The 22306-nt window shown below is 73.0% G+C and carries 22 protein-coding genes; 9 read left to right on the forward strand and 13 right to left on the reverse strand.

What is annotated here, in order from left to right:
• Nucleotides 1–74 precede the first annotated feature (74 nt).
• Entirely contained in the window at nucleotides 75–518 is a 444-nt protein-coding gene (locus PKC53_RS11620) for a ribulose bisphosphate carboxylase small subunit (protein ID WP_324428702.1), read from the reverse strand.
• A 104-nt stretch (nucleotides 519–622) separates the two neighbouring features.
• Nucleotides 623–2092, reverse strand: a complete 1470-nt coding sequence (locus PKC53_RS11625; protein WP_324428704.1) for a form I ribulose bisphosphate carboxylase large subunit — start codon at nucleotides 2090–2092, stop codon at nucleotides 623–625.
• A gap of 132 nt (nucleotides 2093–2224) precedes the next feature.
• Here PKC53_RS11625 and PKC53_RS11630 point away from each other — a divergent pair, with 132 nt between their 5' ends.
• Nucleotides 2225–3187, forward strand: a complete 963-nt coding sequence (locus tag PKC53_RS11630) for a LysR substrate-binding domain-containing protein (RefSeq protein ID WP_324428706.1) — start codon at nucleotides 2225–2227, stop codon at nucleotides 3185–3187.
• 260 nt (nucleotides 3188–3447) lie between these two features.
• Here the strand turns inward: PKC53_RS11630 and PKC53_RS11635 are convergent, their stop codons facing one another.
• The 5 genes from PKC53_RS11635 to PKC53_RS11655 form a co-directional block, all read right to left on the reverse strand.
• Nucleotides 3448–4734: an FAD/NAD(P)-binding oxidoreductase gene (locus tag PKC53_RS11635; protein ID WP_324428708.1), complete on the reverse strand. Its 1287-nt coding sequence runs from the start codon at nucleotides 4732–4734 to the stop codon at nucleotides 3448–3450.
• Complete coding sequence (locus PKC53_RS11640) at nucleotides 4731–5087, reverse strand: cytochrome C (RefSeq protein ID WP_324428711.1); 357 nt, start codon at nucleotides 5085–5087, stop codon at nucleotides 4731–4733. Before PKC53_RS11640 ends, PKC53_RS11635 begins: the two co-directional genes overlap by 4 nt.
• Before the next feature lie 149 nt (nucleotides 5088–5236).
• A complete protein-coding gene (locus tag PKC53_RS11645) occupies nucleotides 5237–6139 on the reverse strand; it encodes a DMT family transporter (RefSeq protein ID WP_324428713.1) in 903 nt (300 codons plus the stop codon).
• Complete coding sequence (locus tag PKC53_RS11650) at nucleotides 6136–6648, reverse strand: methylated-DNA--[protein]-cysteine S-methyltransferase (RefSeq protein ID WP_324428715.1); 513 nt, start codon at nucleotides 6646–6648, stop codon at nucleotides 6136–6138. Before PKC53_RS11650 ends, PKC53_RS11645 begins: the two co-directional genes overlap by 4 nt.
• Nucleotides 6645–8114: an Ada metal-binding domain-containing protein gene (locus PKC53_RS11655; protein ID WP_324428717.1), complete on the reverse strand. Its 1470-nt coding sequence runs from the start codon at nucleotides 8112–8114 to the stop codon at nucleotides 6645–6647. Before PKC53_RS11655 ends, PKC53_RS11650 begins: the two co-directional genes overlap by 4 nt.
• A gap of 140 nt (nucleotides 8115–8254) precedes the next feature.
• Between PKC53_RS11655 and PKC53_RS11660 the strand changes: the two genes are divergently transcribed.
• From PKC53_RS11660 to ispD, 3 genes are all read left to right on the forward strand, one after another.
• Nucleotides 8255–9643 carry a phosphomannomutase/phosphoglucomutase gene (locus tag PKC53_RS11660; protein ID WP_324428720.1) on the forward strand — a complete coding sequence of 463 codons (1389 nt, stop codon included), beginning with the start codon at nucleotides 8255–8257 and terminating at the stop codon, nucleotides 9641–9643.
• Between the two features lie 346 nt (nucleotides 9644–9989).
• A complete protein-coding gene (locus tag PKC53_RS11665; protein ID WP_324428722.1) occupies nucleotides 9990–11261 on the forward strand; it encodes a 3-deoxy-D-manno-octulosonic acid transferase in 1272 nt (423 codons plus the stop codon).
• Between the two features lie 41 nt (nucleotides 11262–11302).
• Complete coding sequence (ispD, locus tag PKC53_RS11670; RefSeq protein ID WP_324428724.1) at nucleotides 11303–12511, forward strand: 2-C-methyl-D-erythritol 4-phosphate cytidylyltransferase; 1209 nt, start codon at nucleotides 11303–11305, stop codon at nucleotides 12509–12511.
• A gap of 88 nt (nucleotides 12512–12599) precedes the next feature.
• On the opposite strand, the gene PKC53_RS11675 is transcribed toward ispD, so the two are convergent.
• The 3 genes from PKC53_RS11675 to PKC53_RS11685 all read right to left on the reverse strand — a co-directional run bounded on the left by PKC53_RS11675 (nucleotide 12600) and on the right by PKC53_RS11685 (nucleotide 14030).
• Nucleotides 12600–13106, reverse strand: a complete 507-nt coding sequence (locus PKC53_RS11675) for an Hsp20/alpha crystallin family protein (RefSeq protein ID WP_324428727.1) — start codon at nucleotides 13104–13106, stop codon at nucleotides 12600–12602.
• Nucleotides 13107–13188: 82 nt separating this feature from the next.
• The gene (locus tag PKC53_RS11680; RefSeq protein ID WP_324428729.1) at nucleotides 13189–13575 is read right to left on the reverse strand and encodes an Hsp20/alpha crystallin family protein; all 387 of its coding nucleotides are present in this window, start codon (nucleotides 13573–13575) and stop codon (nucleotides 13189–13191) included.
• Between the two features lie 17 nt (nucleotides 13576–13592).
• Nucleotides 13593–14030: an Hsp20/alpha crystallin family protein gene (locus PKC53_RS11685; protein WP_324428731.1), complete on the reverse strand. Its 438-nt coding sequence runs from the start codon at nucleotides 14028–14030 to the stop codon at nucleotides 13593–13595.
• A gap of 178 nt (nucleotides 14031–14208) precedes the next feature.
• Between PKC53_RS11685 and PKC53_RS11690 the strand changes: the two genes are divergently transcribed.
• From PKC53_RS11690 to ftsH, 4 genes are read left to right on the forward strand one after another with little or no spacing between them, the layout of a single operon-like run.
• A complete protein-coding gene (locus PKC53_RS11690) occupies nucleotides 14209–15189 on the forward strand; it encodes a DnaJ C-terminal domain-containing protein (protein ID WP_324428733.1) in 981 nt (326 codons plus the stop codon).
• A gap of 4 nt (nucleotides 15190–15193) precedes the next feature.
• Nucleotides 15194–15490, forward strand: a complete 297-nt coding sequence (locus PKC53_RS11695; RefSeq protein WP_324428735.1) for a MerR family transcriptional regulator — start codon at nucleotides 15194–15196, stop codon at nucleotides 15488–15490.
• Complete coding sequence (locus PKC53_RS11700; protein ID WP_324428737.1) at nucleotides 15487–16623, forward strand: trypsin-like peptidase domain-containing protein; 1137 nt, start codon at nucleotides 15487–15489, stop codon at nucleotides 16621–16623. The genes PKC53_RS11695 and PKC53_RS11700 overlap by 4 nt, the downstream gene beginning before the upstream one ends.
• Nucleotides 16620–18467 carry an ATP-dependent zinc metalloprotease FtsH gene (gene ftsH / locus PKC53_RS11705; protein ID WP_324428739.1) on the forward strand — a complete coding sequence of 616 codons (1848 nt, stop codon included), beginning with the start codon at nucleotides 16620–16622 and terminating at the stop codon, nucleotides 18465–18467. Before PKC53_RS11700 ends, ftsH begins: the two co-directional genes overlap by 4 nt.
• Here the strand turns inward: ftsH and PKC53_RS11710 are convergent.
• Entirely contained in the window at nucleotides 18451–19779 is a 1329-nt protein-coding gene (locus PKC53_RS11710; protein WP_324428741.1) for an ATP-binding protein, read from the reverse strand. The two genes, ftsH and PKC53_RS11710, sit on opposite strands and share 17 nt — an antisense overlap.
• Before the next feature lie 10 nt (nucleotides 19780–19789).
• Nucleotides 19790–20524, reverse strand: a complete 735-nt coding sequence (ompR, locus tag PKC53_RS11715; RefSeq protein WP_324428743.1) for a two-component system response regulator OmpR — start codon at nucleotides 20522–20524, stop codon at nucleotides 19790–19792.
• A gap of 194 nt (nucleotides 20525–20718) precedes the next feature.
• Between ompR and PKC53_RS11720 the strand changes: the two genes are divergently transcribed.
• Nucleotides 20719–21438: an SIMPL domain-containing protein gene (locus PKC53_RS11720; protein ID WP_324428745.1), complete on the forward strand. Its 720-nt coding sequence runs from the start codon at nucleotides 20719–20721 to the stop codon at nucleotides 21436–21438.
• Between the two features lie 24 nt (nucleotides 21439–21462).
• On the opposite strand, the gene PKC53_RS11725 is transcribed toward PKC53_RS11720, so the two are convergent.
• Nucleotides 21463–22242, reverse strand: coding sequence for a 3-hydroxybutyrate dehydrogenase (locus PKC53_RS11725; RefSeq protein WP_324428747.1), 780 nt, complete (start codon nucleotides 22240–22242; stop codon nucleotides 21463–21465).
• Between the last annotated feature and the right edge of the window lie 64 nt (nucleotides 22243–22306).

A 22306-nucleotide genomic window follows, 5' to 3' on the forward strand; every position in this document is an offset into this window, starting at 1 on the left:
CCTCGTCGCCCAGGCGCGCGAAGTCGGCCGACAGGATGCTCGGGGCGATGCGGTACATCGTCGTCGCGTCGCGCTCAGGCCGCGCCGTAGCGCTCGCCCTCGGGCCTCGCCGCCGCGTAGCCGCGCACCGTGTAGCGCATCGAGCGGCCGTCGACCTCCTGGCGCTCGAGCGCGAAGCCGGGCTCGCTCTTCGGGCGGTTGACGATGAAGCTCATCGCGATGCTCTCGACGCCGCGCGTGCTGTCGAAGGCCATCAGCCGGATGTAGTGGTTCGGGAAGGTCTTGCGGCAGCCCGCCAGTTCCATCATCACGCCGGCGGCGTCCTTCAGGTCGAACATCGGCATGCCGAACATCTCCCAGTAGGTGTTGCGCGGGTGCGGGTCGTCGGTGTACTCGACGCTCCAGGCGTAGCCCCTGCCGAGCCCGTACTCGATCTGCAGGCGGATCTCGTCGTCGCTCAGGTCGGGCAGGAAGCTGAACTGGCCCTGGGTGATGCGGCCGGTGGGGTTGGTCATCATGGCGAAGTGCTCCGCGGTGTTCGGCAGTTGATCCAAGGACACGCACGGATCCGGCTTCGCCGGTCCGTCGCGTGAGCCCCCTCGGGGGGCAGCGAAGGCACGCGTCAGTGCCCGAGCGTGGGGGTCGTCTGATAGTCGCTGGTGTCGGTCGACGCGTAGTTGAAGCTCACGTCCTTCCAGGTGTCGAGCGCCTGCTTCAGCGGCGTGCAGAACTGCGCGGCCTTGTGCAGGATCTCGGGGCCCTCGTGGCGGATGTCGCGACCCTCGTTGCGCGCCTTGACCATCGCCTCGAGCGCGACGCGGTTGGCCACGGCGCCGGCCTGGATGCCGGCCGGGTGGCCGATCGTGCCGCCGCCGAACTGCAGGATCACGTCGTCGCCGAACAGGTCGATCAGCTGGTGCATCTGCCCCGCGTGGATGCCGCCCGAGGCCACCGGCATGACCTTCTTCAGGTCGCACCAGTCCTGGTCGAAGAACAGGCCGCGCGGCAGGTCCGCCTTGGTGCGGCCGTCGCGGCACACGTTGTAGTACCCCTGCACCGTCAGCGGGTCGCCCTCGAGCTTGCCCACCGCGGTGCCGGTGTGCAGGTGGTCGACGCCGGCCAGGCGCAGCCACTTGGCGATCACGCGGAAGCTCACGCCGTGGTTCTTCTGCCGCGTGTAGGTGCCGTGGCCGGCGCGGTGCATGTGCAGGATCATGTCGTTGCGGCGGCACCAGTTCGACAGGCTCTGGATGCACGGCCAGCCGACGATCAGGTCGACCATGATCACCACCGACCCGAGCTGCTTGGCGAACTCGGCGCGTTCGTAGATCGCCTCCATCGTGCCGGCGGTGACGTTCAGGTAGCTGCCCTTGACCTCGCCGGTGGCGGCGCTGGCCTTGGCCACGCCGTCCATCACGTAGAGGAAGCGGTCGCGCCAGTGCATGAACGGCTGCGAGTTGATGTTCTCGTCGTCCTTCATGAAGTCCAGCCCGCCCTTGAGGCCCTCGTAGATCACGCGGCCGTAGTTGCGCCCCGACAGCCCCAGCTTGGGCTTGGTCGTGGCGCCGAGCAGCGGGCGGCCGAACTTGTCGAGACGCTCGCGCTCGACGACCAGGCCGGTCGGCGGGCCGGCGAAGGTCTTCACGTAGGCCACCGGGATGCGGATGTCCTCGAGGCGCGCGGCCTTCAGCGGCTTGAAGCTGAAGACGTTGCCGATCAGGCTCGCCGTCATGTTGGCGATCGAGCCCTCCTCGAACAGGATGAGGTCGTAGGCGACCCAGGCGAAGTACTCTCCGGCGCGACCCGGCACCGGCTCGACCTGGTAGCACTTGGCGCGGTAGTTCTCGCAGGCGGTGAGGCGGTCGGTCCAGACGACGGTCCAGGTGGCCGTCGACGACTCGCCGGCCACCGCCGCGCCGGCCTCGACCGGGTCGACGCCTTCCTGCGGCGTGATGCGGAACAGGCAGATCGTGTCGGTGTCCTTGGGCTGGTAGTCGGGCTGCCAGTAGCCCATCTGCCGGTACTTCAGCACGCCCGCGCTGTAGCGCTGCTTTGCGTCGGTGATCTGGGTGGCTTCGGTCATGTGACCCACGGCGGTCTCCTTGCTGCGCGTTGGCCATCGCGTCGACGGCATGAACTCACTGTAGGGACCGGCGCGACTAAGGGGAACTCAGATTGAATGAGGCCAGCAATAAGCGGATACTGAGTGCATGAGCCACCACGCATGAAGACGCCCGACAACCGCATCCGCAACGTCACGCTGCGCCAGTTGCAGATCTTCTCGGTGGCGGCGCAGCACCTGAACTTCGCGCGCGCGTCCGAGGCGCTGCACCTGACGCAGCCGGCGGTGTGGATGCAGGTCAAGCAGCTCGAGGACCTGGTCGGGCTGCCGCTGTTCGAGAAGATCGGCCGCAAGCTGTACCTGACCGCCGCCGGCGACGAGATGCGCCAGACCGCGGCCTCCGTGCTGGCCGAGATCCGCCGCGCCGAGGAGCGCATCGCGCTGCTCGCCGGTGGCAAGGGCGGCACGATCGCGCTGGCGGTGGTCAGCACCGGCAAGTACTTCGTGCCGCGGCTGCTGGCGCTGTTCCGCCGCGCGCAGCCCGAAGTGCAGGTCAACCTGACGGTGGCCAACCGCGACCAGCTGGTGCAGATGCTGGCGCGCAACGAGGTCGACATGTGCGTGATGGGCCGCCCGCCGGCCGAGCTCGACACGGTGGCCGAGGCCTTCGCGCCGCACCCGCACGTGGTCATCGCATCGCCCGAGCACCCGCTGGCGCGCGAGCGCGGCATCGGCGCGCAGCAGCTGGCTGCCGAGACGCTGCTGCTGCGCGAGCCCGGCTCGGGCTCGCGCGCGGTGATGGAGGGCTACTTCGCCGCGCACCACGTCGAGCCGCGCCACACGGTGATGCTCGGCAGCAGCGAGACGATCAAGCAGGCGGTGATGGCCAACATGGGGCTCGCGTTCATCAGCCTGCACACGCTGGCGCTCGAGCTGCGCACCGGCGACCTGGTGATCCTCGACGTGCCGGGCACGCCGCTGATGCGCGAGTGGCACGTCGTTCGGCTGGCGAGCAAGAAGCTGTCGCCGTCGGCCGACGCGCTGCGCGCGTTCATCGTCGAACACGCCGGGCCATGGCTGGACGCCACGTTCGCGGACCACCTCGCGCCACGGCCGATCGCCTGACTCGGGCGCGTTCGACCGGTCGATCGTTCGGCGAATCGGGTCGACGGCGCAAGGGCGCGCGATGCCTGCGGGTCGCCGTGCCGTACGCTCATGGTCGTGGACCCGGTCCCGTGCCCGCGGTTCGCGCGCCGCCTGCGGCGAGGGCAGAAGTTGGTGGCGTGCAGAAGCGTGCGCGGGCTCGCCTTCGCCGTGCTCGTCGGTGTCGCAAAGCGGCGTGCGCCCCGGCGCACGCAGTCTGGGTACGCCGACCGCCGCGGTCGTCAGGTCAGGATGTCGGCCCAGATGTTCTTCGCCCAGGCCTGCGCGTAGACGCCCTCGAGCTCGTTGCGCGCGTCCGAGACGCCGCCCGAGCCGCCGATCGTGCGGAAGGTCTTCTCGGTGGTCACGTACTCGTGCACGCTGGCCACGTGGATCACGTGCGTCTCGTCGACGAAGCTCATGCACACGTTGGTGATCATCGGGTGCGGGTTGACCTCCCAGCCGTTGAGCTCGGCGACGATCGCCGCGGCGGTCACCTTGGCGTGCGAGTTGGCCATGTGGCCCGACTTGGGCATGCCGGGCGCGACCTGGATCGCGTCGCCGATGACGTGGATGTCCTTGGCCGCGGTCGACTCGAAGTTCAGGAAGTGCGTGTGGCACCAGCGGTTGTTGGCGTTGGCCAGGCCGGTGTCGACGGCGAGCCTGCCGGCGCGCATCACCGGCATCACGTTGAGCACGTCGGCCTTGACGTCGTCCTGCACCTCGAACTTGACGGTGCGCGTCGCGCCGTCGACGGCCACCGCCTTGTGCAGCGGGCGGTACTCCACCATCGGTCCGTAGATGTCGCGCCACGCGGCCTTGAACAGCGGCCCCTTCGACGTGACGTCGTTGTTGGCGTCGAGGACCAGCACCTTCGAGCGTGGCTTGCTGCGCTTGAAGTACGCGGCGATCACGCTGGCGCGCTCGTACGGGCCGGGCGGGCAGCGGTACGGCGCCTCGGGGATGACCAGCGCGTAGGTGCCGCCGTCGCGCATCGCGGCCAGCTGCTGGCGCAGCGCGGCCGTCTCGGGGCCGGCCTTCCACGCGTGCAGCACCTGCCCCGACGCGTTGGCCGCCTGCAGGCCCTCGATGCGGTCCCACATGAAGTCGATGCCCGGCGACAGCACCAGCTTGTCGTAGCGCACCGTCGCCCCACCGGCCAGCCGCGCCTCCTTCTTCGCCGGGTCGATCGCGGTGACCGTGTCGTGCACCAGCCGCACGCCGTGGTTCTTCACCAGCCCGGTGTAGGGGTTCGTGATGTCGCCCATCGTGCGCATGCCGCCGAGCACGAGGTTGCTGATCGGGCACGACACGAACTCCCGGTTCGGCTCGACGAGCATCACGTCGATGCGGTAGTCCGACAGCTTGCGCACGTACTTGGCCGCGGTCGCGCCGCCGTAGCCGCCGCCGACGACCAGCACGCGCGCGCGGTTCGCGCTGCCGCCGCCGGTGGCGCAGCCCGCGAGCGTGGCGGCCGCGCCGAGGGCGGCCAGCGACCCCAGACCCCGGACGAGTTGCCTGCGTTTCATCGCGCCGCCTCCTTCACCTCGGAGAAGTAGCGCGCCACCGCCTCGAGCTGCTCGGGCGAGTAGCCCCGCGTGATCTGGTGCATGATCGTCGCGTAGCGCTGCCCGCTGCGAAAGGCCGTCAGCTGCCTCAGCAGGTCGTCGTAGTCGCGCCCCGCCAGGCGGATCATCGCCTCGCCTTCGACGGCGCGGCCGTCGGTGCCGTGGCAGTGCGCGCAGGTCGCGGCCAGCGCGCGCGTGCGCAGCCGCTGCTCGTCGGGGGTGGCCGCCAGCGCGGCGCTGGCCGTGGCGGCCAGCAGCAGCAGCGCCGCCGTGGCGCGCGCCATGCGCGGCGGGGTCGCTCGGGTGTCCGTCATGCGTTCTCCTCGGGTCGGGGCGTCGCGGGTCCGGAGGTGCGACGGCCGGCGGCGTGGCCCCGGCGCGGATACCCTACATGAGCAAATGCGCATACACGTAATGATTTACCCGCACCGCGACACAGTTGTCCGATCAACCCGTTCGGCTGTCAGTCGCGGGTCAGCGCCGGCGGGGCGGCGCGACGCGGCGCGAGCATGCCGGTGGCCAGCGCGGTGCCCAGCAGGATCGCCGCACCGCCGGCACCCATCTGCGCGGTGACCGGCTCGTCGAGCGCGAGCCAGCCCCAGAACACGCCGAACAGCGGGATCAGGTAGGTCACCGCCATCGCCTGCGCCGCGCCGGCCGAGGCGATGAGGCGGAAGTACAGCACGTAGGCCACGCCGGTGCACAGCAGCCCCAGCAGCAGTGCCGCGCCCCAGGCCGGCGGCGACGGCGTCGTCGCCGGCCAGGCCAGCGCGGCGAGCGGCGCCAGCAGCACGACACTGGCCAACTGGCTGCCGGCAGCCACGGCGAGCGGCGTGACGTCGGCCAGCCGCCGGCGCGTGTAGTGGGCGGCGAAGCCGTACATCGCGGTGGCCACGAGGCAGGCGGCGATCGCGCCGGCGCTGCTGACCGCGCCGCCCTGCCAGCTGGCCTTGCCCCAGCCCAGCGCGAGCACGCCGGCGAGGCCGACCGCGAGCCCCGTGGCGCGCGCGCTGCCGAGCCGCTCACCGAGCCATGCGCGCGCGATCAGCGCGCCCCACAGCGGCACCGTGGCGTTGAAGATCGACGACAGCCCGGCGGTGATCGACAGCGCCGCGTAGGCGAAGGCGACGAACGGCAGCGCCGAGTTCAGCGCGCCGACCAGCACGACCGATCGCCAGCGCCCGCGCAGTGCGTCCAGGCCGCCTCGCCACGCGAGCAGTGGCACGAGCAGCAGCGCGGCCACGCCGGTGCGCAGCGCGACCAGCGCGAGCGGGCCGAACTCGCCTGCGGCCACGCGCATGAACAGGAACGATCCGCCCCACAGCGCGGCGAGCAGCAGCAGCTCGGCGTGCTCGCGCGGCTTCACGCGGTGCCCGGCGCCTCGCGCTCGAGCAGCGCGCGCTTGCGCTCGAGCCCGCCGGCGTAGCCGGTGAGCGCGCCGTCGTGCCCGACCACCCGGTGGCACGGCACGACGATGGACACCGGATTGCGCGCCACCGCGGCGGCCACCGCGCGCACCGCCGTCGGACGGCCGACGTGCCGCGCCAGTTCGCCGTAGCTCAGCCGCTGGCCGTACGGGATCGCCGCGAGCGTCTGCCACACCGCGCGCTGCAGCAGCGTGCCGGCCAGGTCCAGCGGCAGGTCGAACGCGAAGCCGGCCGTGCCCTGCGCGAAGTACGCGTCGAGCTGTGCCCGCAGCGCCTGCAGCCAGCGCTGCCGCGGATCGTCGGGCACGTCGAGTGCGCCGGGGTGGTGCGCCTGGCCGTCGAACCACAGCCCGGCGATGCCTTGCGCCGTGGCCGCGGCGGTCATCGTGCCGAGCGGGGTCGGCAGGCGGGCTTGCGCGGCGAGGCGGGCATGCGGCAGGCGGTTCATGGTCGGGTCTCCGGGTGCGGGGCGGGTTCGATGCGCTGCCACAGCGCCATCGCGGCGTAGGCACGCCAGGGGCGCCAGGCCGCGGCGCGTTTGCGCACCAGGGCGACGTCGGACTCGCCGAGCGCCTGGCGCACGCCCAGGTCGCGCGCCGGGAACGCGTCGGGCCAGGCCAGCGCGCGCATCGCGATCAGCTGTGCCGTCCAGTCGCCGATCCCGGGCAGCGCCTGCAGCGCCGCCAGCGTCGGCGCCAGCGCGGCGCCGCGGTGCAGCGCGATGCGCCCCTCGACCACGGCCTGCGCCAGCGCGTGCAGCGCCTGCGCGCGCCGGCGCACCAGACCGACGGCGGCCAGCGCCGCGGCGCCGGCGCCGGCCAGCGTCGCGGCGTCGGGGAAGGCCTGGCGCAGGTCGTCGCGTGGCGCGTCGACCGGTGCGCCGAAGCGCTCGACCAGCCGCGCGGTCAGCGTGCGCGCCGCGGCGACGCTGACCTGCTGGCCCAGCACCGCGCGCGCCGCGGCCTCGAAGCCGTCGAAGCCACCGACGACGCGCAGTCCGGCGGGCGCGCCCAGCGGCGCCAGCACCGCGCCGACGGCCACCGGGTCGGCGTGGAGGTCCAGCCCCTGGCGAACGCGCTCGACGACGGCGCCGAGCGCCGGTGCCAGCGTGTCGGCCAGCCGCAGCTCCACTTCCGCGCGGTCGGCGGGCCAGGCGACGCGCACCCAGCCGGCGACGCGGCGCGCGCGGTGCTCGACGGCGACGACGCGCCACAGCGCGCGCGCCCGGACGTCGACCGCTTCCAGCCCGGGCACGGCGCGCGCGCGCAGGAACGCGAGCACGCCGTCGACGTCGTACGGCGGGCGGTAGCCCAGGCGCACGACGAGCGTGTCGCCGCGCGCCGGCGACGCGCTGGCGCGCCGCAGCGCCAGCGGCTGCATGCGGTAGCGCTGCGCGAAGGCCGCGTGGAAGCGGCGCAGGCTGGCGTAGCCGCTGGCCAGCGCGACCTCGGTGACCGGTAGCGCCGTGTCGGTGAGCAGCTGCTTGGCCAGCAGCAGCCGCTGCGTGTCGAGGAAGGCTTGCGGCGACACGCCGTGCGCCTGCTGAAAGATGCGCCGCAGGTGCCGCTCGGTGATGCCCAGCCGCGAGGCGACGTCGCCCAGGTACGGCGCCTCGCCGGCGCGCGCCGCGTGTTCGAGCAGGCGCGCCGCCTGCTGCCCCAGCGCCTGCGGCGAGTCGACGAGCGACAGCCCCGGTGCCAGTTCGGGACGGCAGCGCAGGCAGGGGCGGAAGCCCGCCTGCTCGGCCTGCGCGGCGAGCGCGAAGAAGCGGCAGTTGCGCCGGTGCGGCGTGCGCACGCGGCACACGGGGCGGCAGTAGATGCCGGTGGACGTGACGCCGACGAACAGCTGGCCGTCGAAGCGCGCGTCGCGCGCCTTCAGCGCAAGGTAGGCGGCATCGGCGTCGAGGACCATGCGTCGATGATAGGCGTCGGCCGCGCCGGCGCTCGCCGTTTTCGGACCCGTGCCCGCGCCGCCGCGGCGGCGGCGCGAGGCCGCTGCCTACAATGCCGCCGACCCGCGAACAACCGTCGCGGCAGCAGGAGCCTTGCACCGTGCGCGTCAGCCCATCGGCCTTCAAGGCCTACGACATCCGCGGCATCGTCGGACAGACGATCGACGAGCGCTTTGCCGAGCACCTCGGCCGCGCCTTCGGCACCGAGGCCGTCGCCGCAGGCGAACGCGCCGTGGTCGTCGGTCGCGACGGACGCGTCTCGGGGCCCGGGCTGGTGGCCGCGCTCGCACGGGGGCTGGCGGCCGCCGGCGCCGACGTCGTCGACCTCGGCGCGGTGACCACGCCGATGGTCTACTACGTCGCGGCCACGCGTGGCGAGCACGGCTGCCGTTCGGGCATCCAGGTCACCGGCAGTCACAACCCGAAGGACTACAACGGCTTCAAGATGGTGCTCGCCGGGCGGGCGATCCACGGCGACGAGATCCAGCGCCTGCGCCGGCGCATCGAGGCCGAGGACTACGCCAGCGGTGGCGGGCGCATCGGCACGATGGACATCGTGCCCGAGTATCGCCACCGCATCGCGACCGACTGCAGGCTCGCGCGGCCGATGAAGATCGTCGTCGACTCGGGCAACGGCATCCCCGGCGCCAGCGCGCCCGACGTGCTGCGCGCGCTCGGCTGCGACGTGATCGACCTGTACAGCGCCGTCGACGGCGACTTCCCGAACCACCACCCGGACCCCAGCAAGCCCGAGAACCTGGCCGACCTGATCAAGGTCGTGCACGCGACCGGCGCCGAACTCGGGTTGGCGTTCGACGGCGACGGCGACCGCCTCGGCGTCGTCACGAAGGACGGCCACAACATCTTCCCCGACCGCCAGCTGATGCTGTTCGCGCGCGACATCCTGCAGCGCCACCCGGGTGCGCCGATCATCTTCGACGTCAAGTGCAGCCAGCGGCTGCCGGTGGCGATCCGCGAGGCGGGCGGGCGGCCGCTGATGTGGAAGACCGGCCACTCGCTGATCAAGGCCAAGCTCAAGGAGACCGGCGCGCCGATCGCCGGCGAGATGAGCGGACACATCTTCTTCGGCGAACGCTGGTACGGCTTCGACGACGCCACCTACACCGCGGCGCGGCTGCTCGAGATCCTCAGCCGCCACGACGACCCGAGCGCGGTGCTCGACGCGCTGCCCACCAGCTTCAGCACGCCCGAACTCAACGTCGCCTGCGCCGAGGGCGAGCCGCACGAGGTGGTGGCCAGGCTGCAGGCGCGGGCCGAGTTCCCGGGCGCCGAGATCACGACCATCGACGGTCTGCGCGCCGACTACGCCGACGGCTTCGGGCTGATCCGTGCGTCGAACACGACCCCGGTGCTGGTGATGCGCTTCGAGGGCCACACCAACGAGGCGCTGCACCGCATCGAAGCCGACTTCATGGCCGCGCTGCTCGCCGTCAAGCCGGACGCGAAGATCCAGGCCGCGCAGCACTGAAGTGAACCTCCCCCGACGCGCTTCGCGCGCCCCCTCCCGAGGAGGGGGCACCGCCAGCGGACCGGCAAAGCCGGATCCGCGGCGATCGCTCGATGGCGCCGGGTGCGTGCGTCGCGGGTCGCGCGATGCGCGGTGGATCAACTGAAATGGGCCACCCTTGCGGCGCTCTCGGCGCTCGCCCTCGACGCGGCTCCGCCGGCGGGCCGCTGCGGCCGGGTGCGCGGCGGTCGCGCGATGGCGCGCGGTGCAGCGACCGTCGGTGGCGTGTGGGTGCGGGTGGCCACCGTGCAGGCGGCCCGCGAGTCGTCGGCGTCGCCTGCTTCGCGCGGGCCTGAGTGCGGCGACGATGCGCGAGGCGCTGGCGCGTGCCCTTTACAGCGTCGCGTTGACGCTGCTGACGCCGGCGTACCTGCTGCGCCTGCTGTGGCGCAGCCGCCGCGAGCCGGCGTACCGCCGTCGTCTGCGCGAACGCCTGGGCTGGTACGGCGCGCCGCCGGCGTCGGCGCTGACGCTGTGGCTGCACGCGGTGTCGCTGGGCGAGACGCGCGCCGCGGCGCCGCTGGTCGACGCGCTGCGTGCGCACCGCCCCGGGCTGCGCCTGCTGCTGACCTGCAGCACCGCCACCGGCTGGGCGGCCGGGCGTGCGCTGCTGCGCGTCGGCGACCTGCACACCTGGCTGCCGTTCGACACGCCCGGTGCGGTGCGGCGTTTCCTGCGCCACCACCGGCCGGCGGTGGGCGTGCTGATGGAGACCGAGATCTGGCCCAACCTGCTGCACGCGGCGCAACTGCAGCGTGTGCCGATGGTGCTGGCCAACGCGCGCCTGTCGGCGAAGAGCCTGCAGCAAGGCGTGCGCTTTGCCGCGCTGCTGCGACCGGCGATGAGGCGGCTCGCGGTGACGCTGGCGCAGACGCACGCCGATGCGGTGCGGCTGCGCGCCGCGGGTGCCGAGCCGGTGCTGGTGGCCGGCAACCTGAAGTTCGACGTCACGCCGCCGCCGCAGCTGGTCGAGCGCGGCCAGCGCTGGCGCCGTGCGGCGGGCCGTGCGGTGGTGCTGGCGGCGAGCACGCGCGAAGGCGAGGAGGCGCCGCTGCTGGCCGCATGGGCGCGGGTGCCGGCGCCGCGGCCGCTGCTGCTGGTCGTGCCGCGGCACCCGCAGCGCTTCGACGAGGTGGCGCAACTCGTCGAGCGTGCCGGGCTGTCGCTGCAGCGGCGCAGCCGCTGGGGCGAGACGCCGCCGGCGGGTGCGGCGCGTGCCGACGTGTGGCTCGGTGACACGATGGGCGAGATGCCGCTGTACTACGGGGCGGCCGACGTCGCGCTGCTCGGCGGCAGCTTCGCGCCACTGGGCGGGCAGAACCTGATCGAAGCCGCCGCCTGCGGCTGCCCGGTGGTGATGGGCCCGCACACGTTCAATTTCGCCGAGGCGGCGCAGCTGAGCCTCGAGGCGCGCGCCGGCGTGCGCGTGGCCTCGCTCGACGAGGGCGTGACGCGCGCGGTCGCGCTCGCCGCCGACGCACGCCGCGCCGATTGGACCGAGCGCGCGCTGGCCTTCGCTGCGGCGCACCGCGGCGCGACCGAGCGCATGGCGCAGCGCATCGTCGCGTTGCTGCCGTGATGCGCGCCGATCGATCCGACCGACGACCGTCGCCCGCCGCCATGACCGACCCCGTTTCCACGCCGCGTCTGTTCGCCCTGGTGCCCTGCGCCGGCAGCGGCAGCCGCGCCGGCACCGAGGTGCCGAAGCAGTACCGCCCGCTGGCCGGCCGCGCGCTGGTCGCGCACACGCTGGCTGCGCTCGCCGCGGTGCCACGGCTGACCGCGACGCTGGTCGTGCTGGCGCGCGACGACGAGCGCTTCGACGCTGCCGTGCCGGACTTCGCCGGTGCCCGCGGCTGGGTCGCACGGGTCGGCGGCGCGACACGCGCGGCCAGCGTCGCCGCCGGGCTCGACGAACTGGCGCGCCGTGGTGCGGCCGACGACGACTGGGTGCTGGTGCACGACGCCGCGCGTTGCCTGCTGCGTCCGGCGTGGGTCGACGCGCTGATCGACGCCTGCCTCGACCACCCGGTGGGCGGGCTGCTGGCGCAGCCGGTGGCCGACACGCTGAAGCAGGCCGACGCGCAGGGTCGGGTGGCGGCCACCGTCGCGCGCGACGGCAAGTGGGCGGCGCAGACGCCGCAGATGTTCCGCCTGGGCGTGCTGCGGCGCGCACTGGCGCGAGCCGGCGACGCGGTGACCGACGACGCGGCTGCCGTCGAGACGCTGGGGCTGGCGCCGAAGCTGGTCGCGGCGCCGCTGGAGAATTTCAAGCTGACCTGGCCGCAGGACTTCGCGCTGGCCGAGCGGCTGCTCGGCGGCGTGCACGACGAGGAGACGGCGATGGCCGCGACGCTGCGCGTCGGCGAGGGCTGGGACACGCACGCGCTGGTCGCCGGCCGTCCGCTGGTGCTCGGCGGGGTGACGATCCCGCACACGCACGGGCTGGCAGGCCACTCCGACGCCGACGCGCTGGCGCACGCCGTCATCGACGCGTTGCTCGGCGCCGCGGCACTGGGCGACATCGGCCGCTACTTCCCCGACACCGATGCCGCGTTCGCCGGTGCCGACTCGCTGGCGCTGCTGGCCGAGGCGGTGCGGCGCGTGCGCGCCGAGGGCTGCACCATCGTCAACGTCGACGCGACGATCGTCGCGCAGGCGCCGAAGATGGCGCCGCACATCCCGGCGATGCGCGAACGGATCGCCGCCGCGATGGGCGTGGCGACCGACCGGGTCAACGTGAAGGCCAAGACCGCCGAGCGGATGGGGCCGGTGGGCGAGGGACGCGCGATCGAGGCGCGTGCGGTGTGCCTGCTGGTGCGCGGCTGAGGCGCTGCCGCCGGCTGCGAGCGCAAACGTCGGTCGCGTGCGCGCGCGAGTGCCGCAGGAAGGTCGGCGCGAGCGTTCGCGGCCGGGGTCAGCCGACGCGGATCTGCACCGCGCGCGGGCGCGACGGTTCGCGCTTGCGCAGCTCGACGCGCAGCACGCCGTTGCGGTAGGTCGCGCGCGCGCCGTCGCTGTCGACCGCGGCCGGCAGCGGCACGCTGCGGTGAAACGCGCCGTAGGCGCACTGCAGCACGCGCCAGCGGCCCTCGGTGGCCTCGCGCTCGAAACGCTTCTCGCCGCGCACGACCAGCGTGTCGCCGAACACCTGCAGGTCGAAGTCGTCCTTGTCCATGCCGGGCGCTTCGAGGCGCACGACGATGCGCCGGTCGTCCTCGAAGACGTCGCCGCCGATCATCGACCACGCGGCGCTGGGCAGGTAATGGGTGTCGTCGATCTCGTCGCGCGTCGGCAGGTTCGACTTCTCGCCGGGCCGAAAGCGCGTCAACGCGCCCGCGGCCGACTCGCGCAGGCGCTCCCAGCCTTCGGTCACCGTGTCCCACAGCGAGCCGAATCCGTGACGGATGTCGTCGATCTTCATCGTCGGGCTCCTTGCATGAGGGTGTGACGCACGCCGCCCGCGCCCGCGCAGGCGGGTGCGCGCGGCGCGGCCGGTCGCAGCCTCAGCCGATCTGCACCTGGATGCGACGCGGCTGCGCGTGCTCGGCCTTCGGGATGCGCACGCGCAGCACGCCGTGGTTCAGCTCGGCGCTGACCTTGGCCGGGTCGAGTTCCTTGCTCAGCGTGAACGCACGGCGGTAGCGCGCCAGCTGCACCTCGGCGTGGCTGGGCTCCATGCCCTGCGGCAGCGGCAGCACCAGCTCGGCGTCGATCGACAGCGTGTCGCCCTCGACGCGCAGGTTCAGCTTGTCCTTCGGCACGCCGGGCAGGTCGGCGTACAGCGTGATCCCGGTCGGGTCCTCGACGACGTCGACCGGCGGCAGCAGGGCCGGCTCGCGGCGCGCCTCGGGCGCCGGGGTCGATGCGGGGGTGACGGCGGTGTCGCTCATGGTCGCACTCCTCGGTTTCATTGCACTTCGATGCGCCGCGGCTGCGCCGACTCGCGGCGCTTGACGCTGACGTGCAGCACGCCGTCGCGGTAGTCGGCGGTCACGCCGTTCGCGTCGATGTCGTCGGGCAGACTGATCACGCGACGGAAGCGTCCGGTGAAGCGCTCGTTGACGTGCAGCGTGGTCTTCGCGTCGCCCTCGGGGGTGGTGGCGCGCCGCTCGCCGGCGATCGTCAGCACGCCGCGGTCGAGGTTGACCTCGACCTGGGCCGGGTCGATGCCGGGCGCGAAGGCGTAGATCTCGACCGCGGTGGGCGTGCTGCCGACGTTCAGTGCCGGGTAGCCGCCGCGGGCGAAGCCGCGGATCGCCGGGGTCAACTCGAACGCCTGCTGCATGTCGCGCGTCAGGCGGTCCATTTCCGCGAACAGATCGCGGGGGAACAGGCTTCGGTACATGATCGGGTCTCCTGGGTGGGCGTGAACGCGGACGCTTCGGCCGGGCCGGTGCGCGCCCGCATGGAAACGATGTAGGGTCTGCCCGAGGCGGCTTCAAGGGGGGGCGATGGCGCAGTCGCCGGGCGGGACTTGAAGGCGCGCGCGACGATCGCACATAACCGGCTCGAGGAGTGCTGCGTTGCAGTTCAAGGATTACTACCAGGTGCTCGGCGTCGCGCGCGACGCCACCGCGGACGACATCAAGAAGGCCTACCGCAGGCTGGCACGCCGGTTCCACCCCGACGTCAGCAAGGAGGCCGACGCCGCCGCGCGCATGAGCGAGGTCAACGAGGCCTACGCGGTGCTGTCCGATGCCGAGCGGCGCGCCGCCTACGACGCCCTCGGCCAGGGCCGCCGCGCCGGCGAGAGCTTCACGCCGCCGCCCGACTGGGACGCCGGCTTCGAGTTCTCGGGTCGCGGCTTCGAGGACGTGGACGCCGGCGACTTCAGCGATTTCTTCGCCGAGCTGTTCGGCCGCATGGGCCACGGCGCGCGCCGCGGTGGGCACGCCGGCCATGCGCCGTCGATGCGCGGCCAGGACCACCACGCGAAGATCGTGCTCGACCTCGACGACGCGTGGCGCGGCGCGACGCGCCAGGTGACGCTGAAGTCGCCGCGGGTCGACGCCGACGGTCGCGTGCGGTTGGCCGAGCGCCGGCTCGACGTGAAGATCCCGCCGGGCGTGCGCCCCGGACAGATGATCCGGCTGGCCGGGCAGGGTGGCGCGGGCCAGGGCGGTGCGCCGGCCGGCGACTTGTTCCTCGAGGTGCAGCTGCGCGCGCACCCGCGTTTTCACGTCGACGGCGCGAATCTGGTGGGCGAGCTGCCGGTGGCGCCGTGGGAGGCCGCGCTCGGCGCGGTGGTGCCGGTCGAACTGCCCGACGGTTCGACACTGCGCGTGCGCGTGCCCGCCGGCGCGCAGGGCGGGCGGGTGCTGACGGTGCGTGGCAAGGGGCTGCCGGGCAAGGTCGCGGGCGACCTCGACCTGACCCTGCGCGTCGTGTTGCCGAGCGCGCACGACCCGCGCGCGCGCAAGCTGTACGAGCAGATGGCCGCCGACCTTGGGGCCGAGTTCGACGCGCGCCGCGTGGCACGTGCCGACGCCGAGCGGGGAGAATGAAACGATGTCCGCCGACATGCTGATCGAGGCGATGCTCGACGATGCGGTGCTCTCGCTCGACGAGTTGTGCCGCGCCACCGCCGCGCCGCCGCAGTGGGTGCGCCAGCGCGTCGAGCAGGGGCTGCTCGCCCCCGCTGCCGTGCCGTGGCACTTCGACGCCGCGGCGCTGCGCCGCGCGCGGCTGCTGTGGCGGCTCGAGCGCGATTTCGACGCGGTGCCCGAGCTCGCGGCGCTGGTCGCCGACCTCGAGGACGAGATTGCGCGCCTGCGCGCTCGGCTGCGCCGCGCGGGGCTCGAATGACCCGGCGGCGCGCCGCTGCCACCGCGCGCACCTCACTGGCGCTGCTGCTGGCCGCGGTGCTGGGCGCTTGGCTGTGGCTAGGCGACGTCTCGCCGTTCGACGCCTGGGCACGCGGCGACGCCGGACAGCCGCGTGCGGTGAGCCCGCGCGGCGAACTCGGCGCCGACGAGCGCGCGACGATCGAGCTGTTCGAGCGCTCGCGCGACTCGGTGGTCTACATCGCGACGCGCCAGCAGGTGCGCGACTTCTGGACGCGCGACGTGTTCTCGGTGCCGCGCGGCAGCGGTAGCGGCTTCATCTGGGACGACGCCGGCCACGTGGTGACCAACTTCCACGTCGTCGAGGGCGCGAGCGCGGCGGTGGTCCGGCTGGCCGACGGGCGCGAGGTGCAGGCTTCGCTGGTGGGCGCGAGCCCGTCGCACGACCTCGCGGTGCTGAAGATCGGCGTGCCGATCGACCGCCCGCCGGCGCTGCCGCTGGGCAGCAGCCACGACCTGCGCGTCGGGCAGAAGGTGTTCGCGATCGGCAACCCCTTCGGCCTGGACTGGACGCTGACCACCGGCATCGTGTCGGCGCTCGACCGCTCGCTGCCCAGCGAGTCGGGCGTGACCATCGAGCACCTGATCCAGACCGACGCGGCGATCAACCCCGGCAACTCGGGTGGCCCGCTGCTCGACTCGGCCGGCAGGCTGATCGGCGTCAACACCGCGATCTACAGCCCGTCGGGGGCGTCGGCCGGCATCGGCTTCGCGGTGCCGGTGGATACCGTCAACCGCGTCGTGCCGCAGCTGATCCGCCACGGGCGCTACCTGCGCCCGGCGCTGGGCGTCGAACTCGACGAGGCGCTGAACCAGCGGCTGGTGCGCGCCACCGGCGTCGAGGGCGTGTTCGTGCTGCGTGTCGCACCCGGCTCGGGCGCCGAGCGCGCCGGGCTGCGCGGCCTCAGGCGCGGCGCCGACGGCCGATGGCAGCCCGGCGACGTGATCGTCGCTGTCGAGGGGCGCAGGGTCGGCAGCGTCGGGCAGCTGCTCGGGCGGCTCGACGACTTCAAGGTCGGCGAACGCGTGCGCCTGCAGCTTCAGCGCGACGGCCGCCCCACCGAGGCCACGGTCGTGCTGCAATCGGGCTCATGAACAACGACACCAAGGCCCAGTGGCACGTCGGTTACTGGCTGCTCGCGCTGCTGGCGCTGCTGAGCCTGCAGAACCTGTGGCAGGCGCAGACCGCGGTCGAGGCGGTGCCGTACAGCCAGTTCGAGCAGGCACTGGCCGAAGGGCGTGTCGCCGAGGTGGTGGTCGGCGAGACGACGATCACCGGCCGGCTGAAGACGCCCGACCCGGGCGGCAAGACGACCATCGTCGCCAACCGCGTCGAGCCCGACCTGGCCGAGCGGCTGTCGCAGTACGACGTGCCGTACACGCGCGTCGTGCAGAGCACCTTCGTGCGCGACCTGCTGAGCTGGGTCGTGCCGGCGCTGGTGTTCTTCGGGCTGTGGTTCTTCCTGATCCGCCGCTTCGCCGACCGTATGGGCGGCGGCATGGGCGGCTTCATGAGCATCGGCAAGAGCCGCGCCAAGGTCTACGTCGAGAAGGACACCGGCGTGACCTTCGCCGACGTCGCCGGCGTCGACGAGGCCAAGGCCGAGCTGCAGGAGATCGTCGCCTTCCTGAAGGACCCGCAGGGCTACGGCCGGCTGGGCGCGCGCATGCCCAAGGGCGTGCTGCTCGTGGGCCCGCCGGGCACCGGCAAGACGCTGATCGCCAAGGCGGTGGCCGGCGAGGCCGGGGTGCCGTTCTTCAGCATCTCGGGCAGCGAGTTCGTCGAGATGTTCGTCGGCGTCGGCGCGGCGCGCGTGCGCGACCTGTTCGAGCAGGCGCGGCAGAAGGCGCCGGCGATCATCTTCATCGACGAACTCGACGCGCTGGGCCGCGCGCGCGGCATCGCCGGCCCGATCGGCGGCCACGACGAGCGCGAGCAGACGCTGCAGCAGCTGCTGGTCGAGCTCGACGGCTTCGACAGCTCGGGCGGGCTGGTGCTGCTGGCGGCGACGAACCGCCCCGAGATCCTCGACCCGGCGCTGCTGCGCGCCGGGCGCTTCGACCGCCAGGTGCTCGTCGACCGGCCCGACAAGATCGGTCGCGTCGCGATCCTGCAGGTGCACGTGAAGAAGATCCGCCTGGCCGCCGGCGTCGACCTCGAGCAGGTCGCCGCGCTGACCACCGGCTTCTCGGGCGCCGACCTGGCGAACCTGTGCAACGAGGCGGCGCTCGCGGCCACGCGGCGTGGTGCCGCCGAGGTCACGCTGGCCGACTTCACGACCGCCGTCGAGCGCATCGTCGCCGGGCTCGAGAAGAGGAACCGCGTGCTCAACCCGCGCGAGCGGGAGGTCGTGGCGTATCACGAGATGGGGCACGCGCTGGTGGCGCTGGCGCTGCCGGGCAGCGACCCGGTGCACAAGGTGTCGATCATTCCGCGCGGCATCGGCGCGCTCGGCTACACGATCCAGCGCCCCACCGAGGACCGCTTCCTGATGACGCGCGAGGAGCTCGAGCACAAGATCATGGTGCTGCTCGGCGGGCGCGCGGCCGAGAAGCTGGTGTTCGGCCACCTCAGCACCGGCGCCGCCGACGACCTGGCCAAGGTCACCGACATCGCGCGCGACATGGTCACGCGCTACGGCATGGTCGAGGAGTTGGGCTACGTCGCCTACGAGGCGCAGCGTCCGGCCTTCCTCGACGCGCCGGGGTACGTGCAGGGGGGCTGTCAGCCCAGCCCGGACACGCAGCAGCGCATCGACGAGGCGGTGCGCACCATCGTGATGGGCGCGTTCGAGCGCGCCAGCGGCATCCTGCAGCGCCACCGTGACTTGCTCGAGCGTTGCGCGCGCGAGCTGCTGGCGCGCGAGACGCTCGACGAGGCGGCGCTGCGCGCGCTCACCGCCGAGGTGCGCCCGCCGCCGGCTACGGCACCCGCCTGAGGCGCAGCCGCGCGACCAGCCCGCCGTCGACCGCGTTGCCGAGTTCGAGCGTGCCGCCCATGCGCTGCATCGACTTGTCGACGATCGCCAGCCCGAGCCCGGCGCCGGTGGCCGCGGTGCGCGCGGTGTCGCCACGGTAGAACGGCGTGGTCAGCTGCGACAGCCGCGCCGGTGGCACACCGGGGCCGTGGTCGCGCACGCTGACCACCACCCACGGCCCCTCGCGCGTGTAGCCCACCTCGACGCGCGCGATGCCGGTGTCGGCGTCGCGCGCGTAGCGGCGCGCGTTCTCGAACAGGTTGCCGAACACGCGGCCGAGTTCGGTCTCGTCGGCGAGCACCATCAGGTCGATCGCCAGCTTCGACTCGATGCGGATCTCGGCCGGCTCGCGCAGCGCGGCGATCTCTCGCTCGACCAGCGCGGCCAGCGCGACCGGCTCCAACCGGGTCTCGCCGGGGCGCGCGTAGTCCATGAACTTGTCGATGATCGCGTCGAGCTGGTCGATGTCGCTGGCCATGTTGCGCCGCGCCTCCTCGTCGTCGACGCTCATCTCGGCCTCCAGGCGCAGCCGCGCCAGCGGCGTGCGCAGGTCGTGGCTGATGCCGGCGAGCATCACCGCGCGGTCCTCCTCGATCTTGGCCAGTTCGCGCGCCATGCGGTTGAAACCCATGTTGACCTGGCGGATCTCGTGCGTCATGGTGTCCTCGTCCAGGCGCGAGTCGAACTCGCCCTCGCGGATGCGGCTGGCGGCGAACGACAGCTCCTGCAGCGGGCGGTTGATCAGCCGCGCGATCGCCACCGAGCCCAGCAGCGTCGCGCCCAGCGCGATGCCGACCCAGACGAACCAGGTGCCCGGCGTCAGCGTCTGGATGCGCGTGGGCTCGGCCTGCAGCCAGTACGGGTCGTTCTCGATCGTGAAGCCGACCCACAGCCCCGGCTGGCCGTTGACGCTGCGCGCGAGGATCGAATACTGGTCCAGCCGCGATCGCAGCTCGTTGCCGACGCGGCGCGTGAAGCGGTCGACGGCGAACGGCTCCCAGGTGTCGCCGGGCTCGCGCGGCAGCACCTTGATCGCCTCCTGGTCGCTCATCGTCTTGACCACCGCGACGCGATCGATCGGGTCGCTGTAGCGCAGCGCGGCGCGCGACAGGTTGACGAGGCTGGCGATCTCCTGCGCGGCCTGCACCGCGCGCGGCTCGAACTCGAGCGCGCGCAGCGTCTGCACCCACGCGAAGATGCCGCCGGCCAGCAGCAGCGCCAGCAGGATGAAGGTGCGCCAGAACAGGCTGAGCGCGATCGGGCCGCGCGTCATGAAGCAGCCGTCATCCGGCGCCGTCGGGGACGAACACGTAGCCCACGCCCCACACGGTCTGGATGTAGCGCGGCTGCGCCGGATCGGGCTCGATGAGCTTGCGCAGCCGGCTGACCTGCACGTCGAGGCTGCGGTCGAACGGCTCGAACTCGCGCCCGCGCGCCAGCTGCGCCAGCTTGTCGCGCGACAGCGGCTGGCGCGGGTGGCGCACCAGCGCCTTGAGCATCGAGAACTCGCCGGTGGTCAGCGGGATGGGGTCGCCGTCCTTCGTGAGCCGGCGCATCGACAGGTCGAACTCGAACGGACCGAAGGCGACCACCTGCGGCTCCTTCGACGGCGCGCCCGGTGCCTCGCTGGGCGGGCGGCGGCGCAGCACCGCGTGGATGCGCGCGAGCAACTCGCGCGGGTTGAACGGCTTGGGCAGGTAGTCGTCGGCGCCGACCTCGAGGCCGACGATGCGGTCGACGTCCTCGACCTTGGCGGTGAGCATGATGATCGGCGTGCGGTCGCTGGCCGCGCGCAGCCGGCGGCAGATGCTCAGCCCGTCCTCGCCGGGCAGCATCAGGTCGAGCACGATCAGGTCGATCGTCTCGCGCGTGAGCAGCTTGTTCAGCGCCTTGGCGTCCTCGGCGAGCAGCACCTCGAAGCCTTCCTGCGTCAGGTAGCGGCGCAGCAGGTCGCGGATGCGCGCGTCGTCGTCGACGACGACGATGCGGTCGGGGCGGTGGTTGGCGGCCGTGTTCATGGGCGGCTCCGAATTTGTAACAGGCGCATTGTGGACGCGCGGACAAGGGGTTATCGGCGCGGCCTGACCGTCTGTTACATCTCTTTCGCCACTGGCCGCACGGCGGCGGCGGTCAACGCAAATGCGTCACGCCGCGCTAAGGTCGAAGCCGCGCGCTGGGCGCGTCGTCGACGTTTCTTCCGAGGAGTCCAGGCATGTTCCACTCGTCCCGGGTGCAGGCGCTGCGGCGCGGCGCCGTGTCGCTGGCGTTCGTCGCGGCCATCGGCCACGCGGCGGCCGACGGGCCCGCCGCGCCGCAGGGCGTGCTTCACCTGTCCGCCAGCGCCAGCGTCGAGGTCGCGCGCGACGTGCTGGTGCTGACCTTCGCGACCACCCGCGAAGGCCCGGACGCCGGCGCGGTGCAGGCCGAGCTGAAGGCCGCGCTCGACGCCGCGCTGGCCGAGGCGCGCCAGGCGGCGCGGCCGCAGCAGCTCGAGGTGGCCACCGGCAACTTCTCGCTCGGGCCGCGCTACGTGCCGCGCGGCGGGGTCTCGGGCTGGCAGGGCCGCGCCGAGATGATCGTCAGCGGCCGCGACGTCGACGCGATCGCCCGGCTCGCGGGGCGCATCGCGACGATGAGCGTGGCCGGCGTGTCGCACCGGCTGTCGCTCGACGCGCAGCGCCGCGTCGAGGCCGACGTGACGGCGCAGGCGATCGAGCGCTTCCGCGCGCAGGCCGCCGCGATGTCGCGGCAGTTTGGCTACCAGGGCTACACGCTGCGCGAGGTCACGGTGAACGTCGGCGGCGAGGCCGAGCGGCCGATGCCGATGATGCGCGCCGACGCGGTGGTCGCCGCCGCCGAGGCGCCACTGCCGGTCGAACTCGGCAAGGGCAGCGTCGGCGCGACGGTGAGCGGCTCGGTGCAGATGAAGTGAGGCCGCCGCGCCCGCGGCGCGGCGTCACTGCGCGGTCCAGCCGCCGTCGACGTTGAACGCCGCGCCACGGATGTTGTCGGCCGCGGCCGAGCACAGGAACACGGCCAGCTCGCCGAGCTGCTCGGGGGTCGTGAACTGCAGCGACGGCTGCTTCTCGCCGAGCAGGTCGCGCTGCGCCTGCTCGGCCGCGATGCCGTCGCGCGCCGCGCGGTCGTCGATCTGCTTTCGCACCAGCGGCGTCAGCACCCAGCCGGGGCAGATCGCGTTGACGGTGACGCCGCTGGTCGCGGTCTCCAGGGCCACCGCCTTCGTGAAGCCGACGATGCCGTGCTTGGACGCGACGTAGGCCGACTTCTGCGCCGACGCCACCAGCCCGTGCGTCGACGCGACGTTGATCACGCGCCCCCAGTTGCGCGCCTTCATGTGCGGCAGCGCCAGGCGCGTGGTGTGGAACGCCGAGCTGAGGTTGATCGCGATGATCGCGTCCCACTTCTCGGGCGGAAAGTCCTCCACCGGTGCGACGTGCTGGATGCCGGCGTTGTTGACCAGCACGTCGACGCCGCCGAACTCGGCGCGCGCCAGCGCCAGCATCGACTCGATCTCGGCCGGCCGGCTCATGTCGGCGCCGTGGTGGGCGATCTTCGCGCCCGGCCGCGCCACCGCGGCCACCTCGGCACGCGCCGCGTCGACGTCGCCGAAGCCGTTGAGCAGCAGGTTCGCGCCCTGGCGTGCCAGCGCCTTCGCGATGCCCAGGCCGATGCCGCTGGTCGATCCGGTGACGAGGGCGGTCTTGTGTTCGAGCATGTCCTTCTCCTGTGGGTTGCTACCATCGATTATCGATGTCGCCCGCCACCGCCTGCCCGCCCAC

The organism is Azohydromonas sp. (assembly GCF_035325925.1).
Classification (GTDB): domain Bacteria; phylum Pseudomonadota; class Gammaproteobacteria; order Burkholderiales; family Burkholderiaceae_C; genus Calidifontimicrobium.

Coding starts and splice junctions, on each gene's coding strand:
- ispD (WP_324428724.1), top strand. CDS start 11,303: ATGACCGACCCCGTTTCCACGCCGCGTCTGTTCGCCCTGGTGCCCTGC.
- PKC53_RS11650 (WP_324428715.1), bottom strand. CDS start 6,648: ATGAACCGCCTGCCGCATGCCCGCCTCGCCGCGCAAGCCCGCCTGCCG.
- ftsH (WP_324428739.1), top strand. CDS start 16,620: ATGAACAACGACACCAAGGCCCAGTGGCACGTCGGTTACTGGCTGCTC.
- PKC53_RS11710 (WP_324428741.1), bottom strand. CDS start 19,779: ATGACGCGCGGCCCGATCGCGCTCAGCCTGTTCTGGCGCACCTTCATC.
- PKC53_RS11685 (WP_324428731.1), bottom strand. CDS start 14,030: ATGTACCGAAGCCTGTTCCCCCGCGATCTGTTCGCGGAAATGGACCGC.
- PKC53_RS11725 (WP_324428747.1), bottom strand. CDS start 22,242: ATGCTCGAACACAAGACCGCCCTCGTCACCGGATCGACCAGCGGCATC.
- ompR (WP_324428743.1), bottom strand. CDS start 20,524: ATGAACACGGCCGCCAACCACCGCCCCGACCGCATCGTCGTCGTCGAC.
- PKC53_RS11695 (WP_324428735.1), top strand. CDS start 15,194: ATGTCCGCCGACATGCTGATCGAGGCGATGCTCGACGATGCGGTGCTC.
- PKC53_RS11655 (WP_324428717.1), bottom strand. CDS start 8,114: ATGGTCCTCGACGCCGATGCCGCCTACCTTGCGCTGAAGGCGCGCGAC.
- PKC53_RS11640 (WP_324428711.1), bottom strand. CDS start 5,087: ATGACGGACACCCGAGCGACCCCGCCGCGCATGGCGCGCGCCACGGCG.
- PKC53_RS11720 (WP_324428745.1), top strand. CDS start 20,719: ATGTTCCACTCGTCCCGGGTGCAGGCGCTGCGGCGCGGCGCCGTGTCG.
- PKC53_RS11635 (WP_324428708.1), bottom strand. CDS start 4,734: ATGAAACGCAGGCAACTCGTCCGGGGTCTGGGGTCGCTGGCCGCCCTC.
- PKC53_RS11675 (WP_324428727.1), bottom strand. CDS start 13,106: ATGAAGATCGACGACATCCGTCACGGATTCGGCTCGCTGTGGGACACG.
- PKC53_RS11630 (WP_324428706.1), top strand. CDS start 2,225: ATGAAGACGCCCGACAACCGCATCCGCAACGTCACGCTGCGCCAGTTG.
- PKC53_RS11680 (WP_324428729.1), bottom strand. CDS start 13,575: ATGAGCGACACCGCCGTCACCCCCGCATCGACCCCGGCGCCCGAGGCG.
- PKC53_RS11665 (WP_324428722.1), top strand. CDS start 9,990: ATGCGCGAGGCGCTGGCGCGTGCCCTTTACAGCGTCGCGTTGACGCTG.
- PKC53_RS11620 (WP_324428702.1), bottom strand. CDS start 518: ATGATGACCAACCCCACCGGCCGCATCACCCAGGGCCAGTTCAGCTTC.
- PKC53_RS11700 (WP_324428737.1), top strand. CDS start 15,487: ATGACCCGGCGGCGCGCCGCTGCCACCGCGCGCACCTCACTGGCGCTG.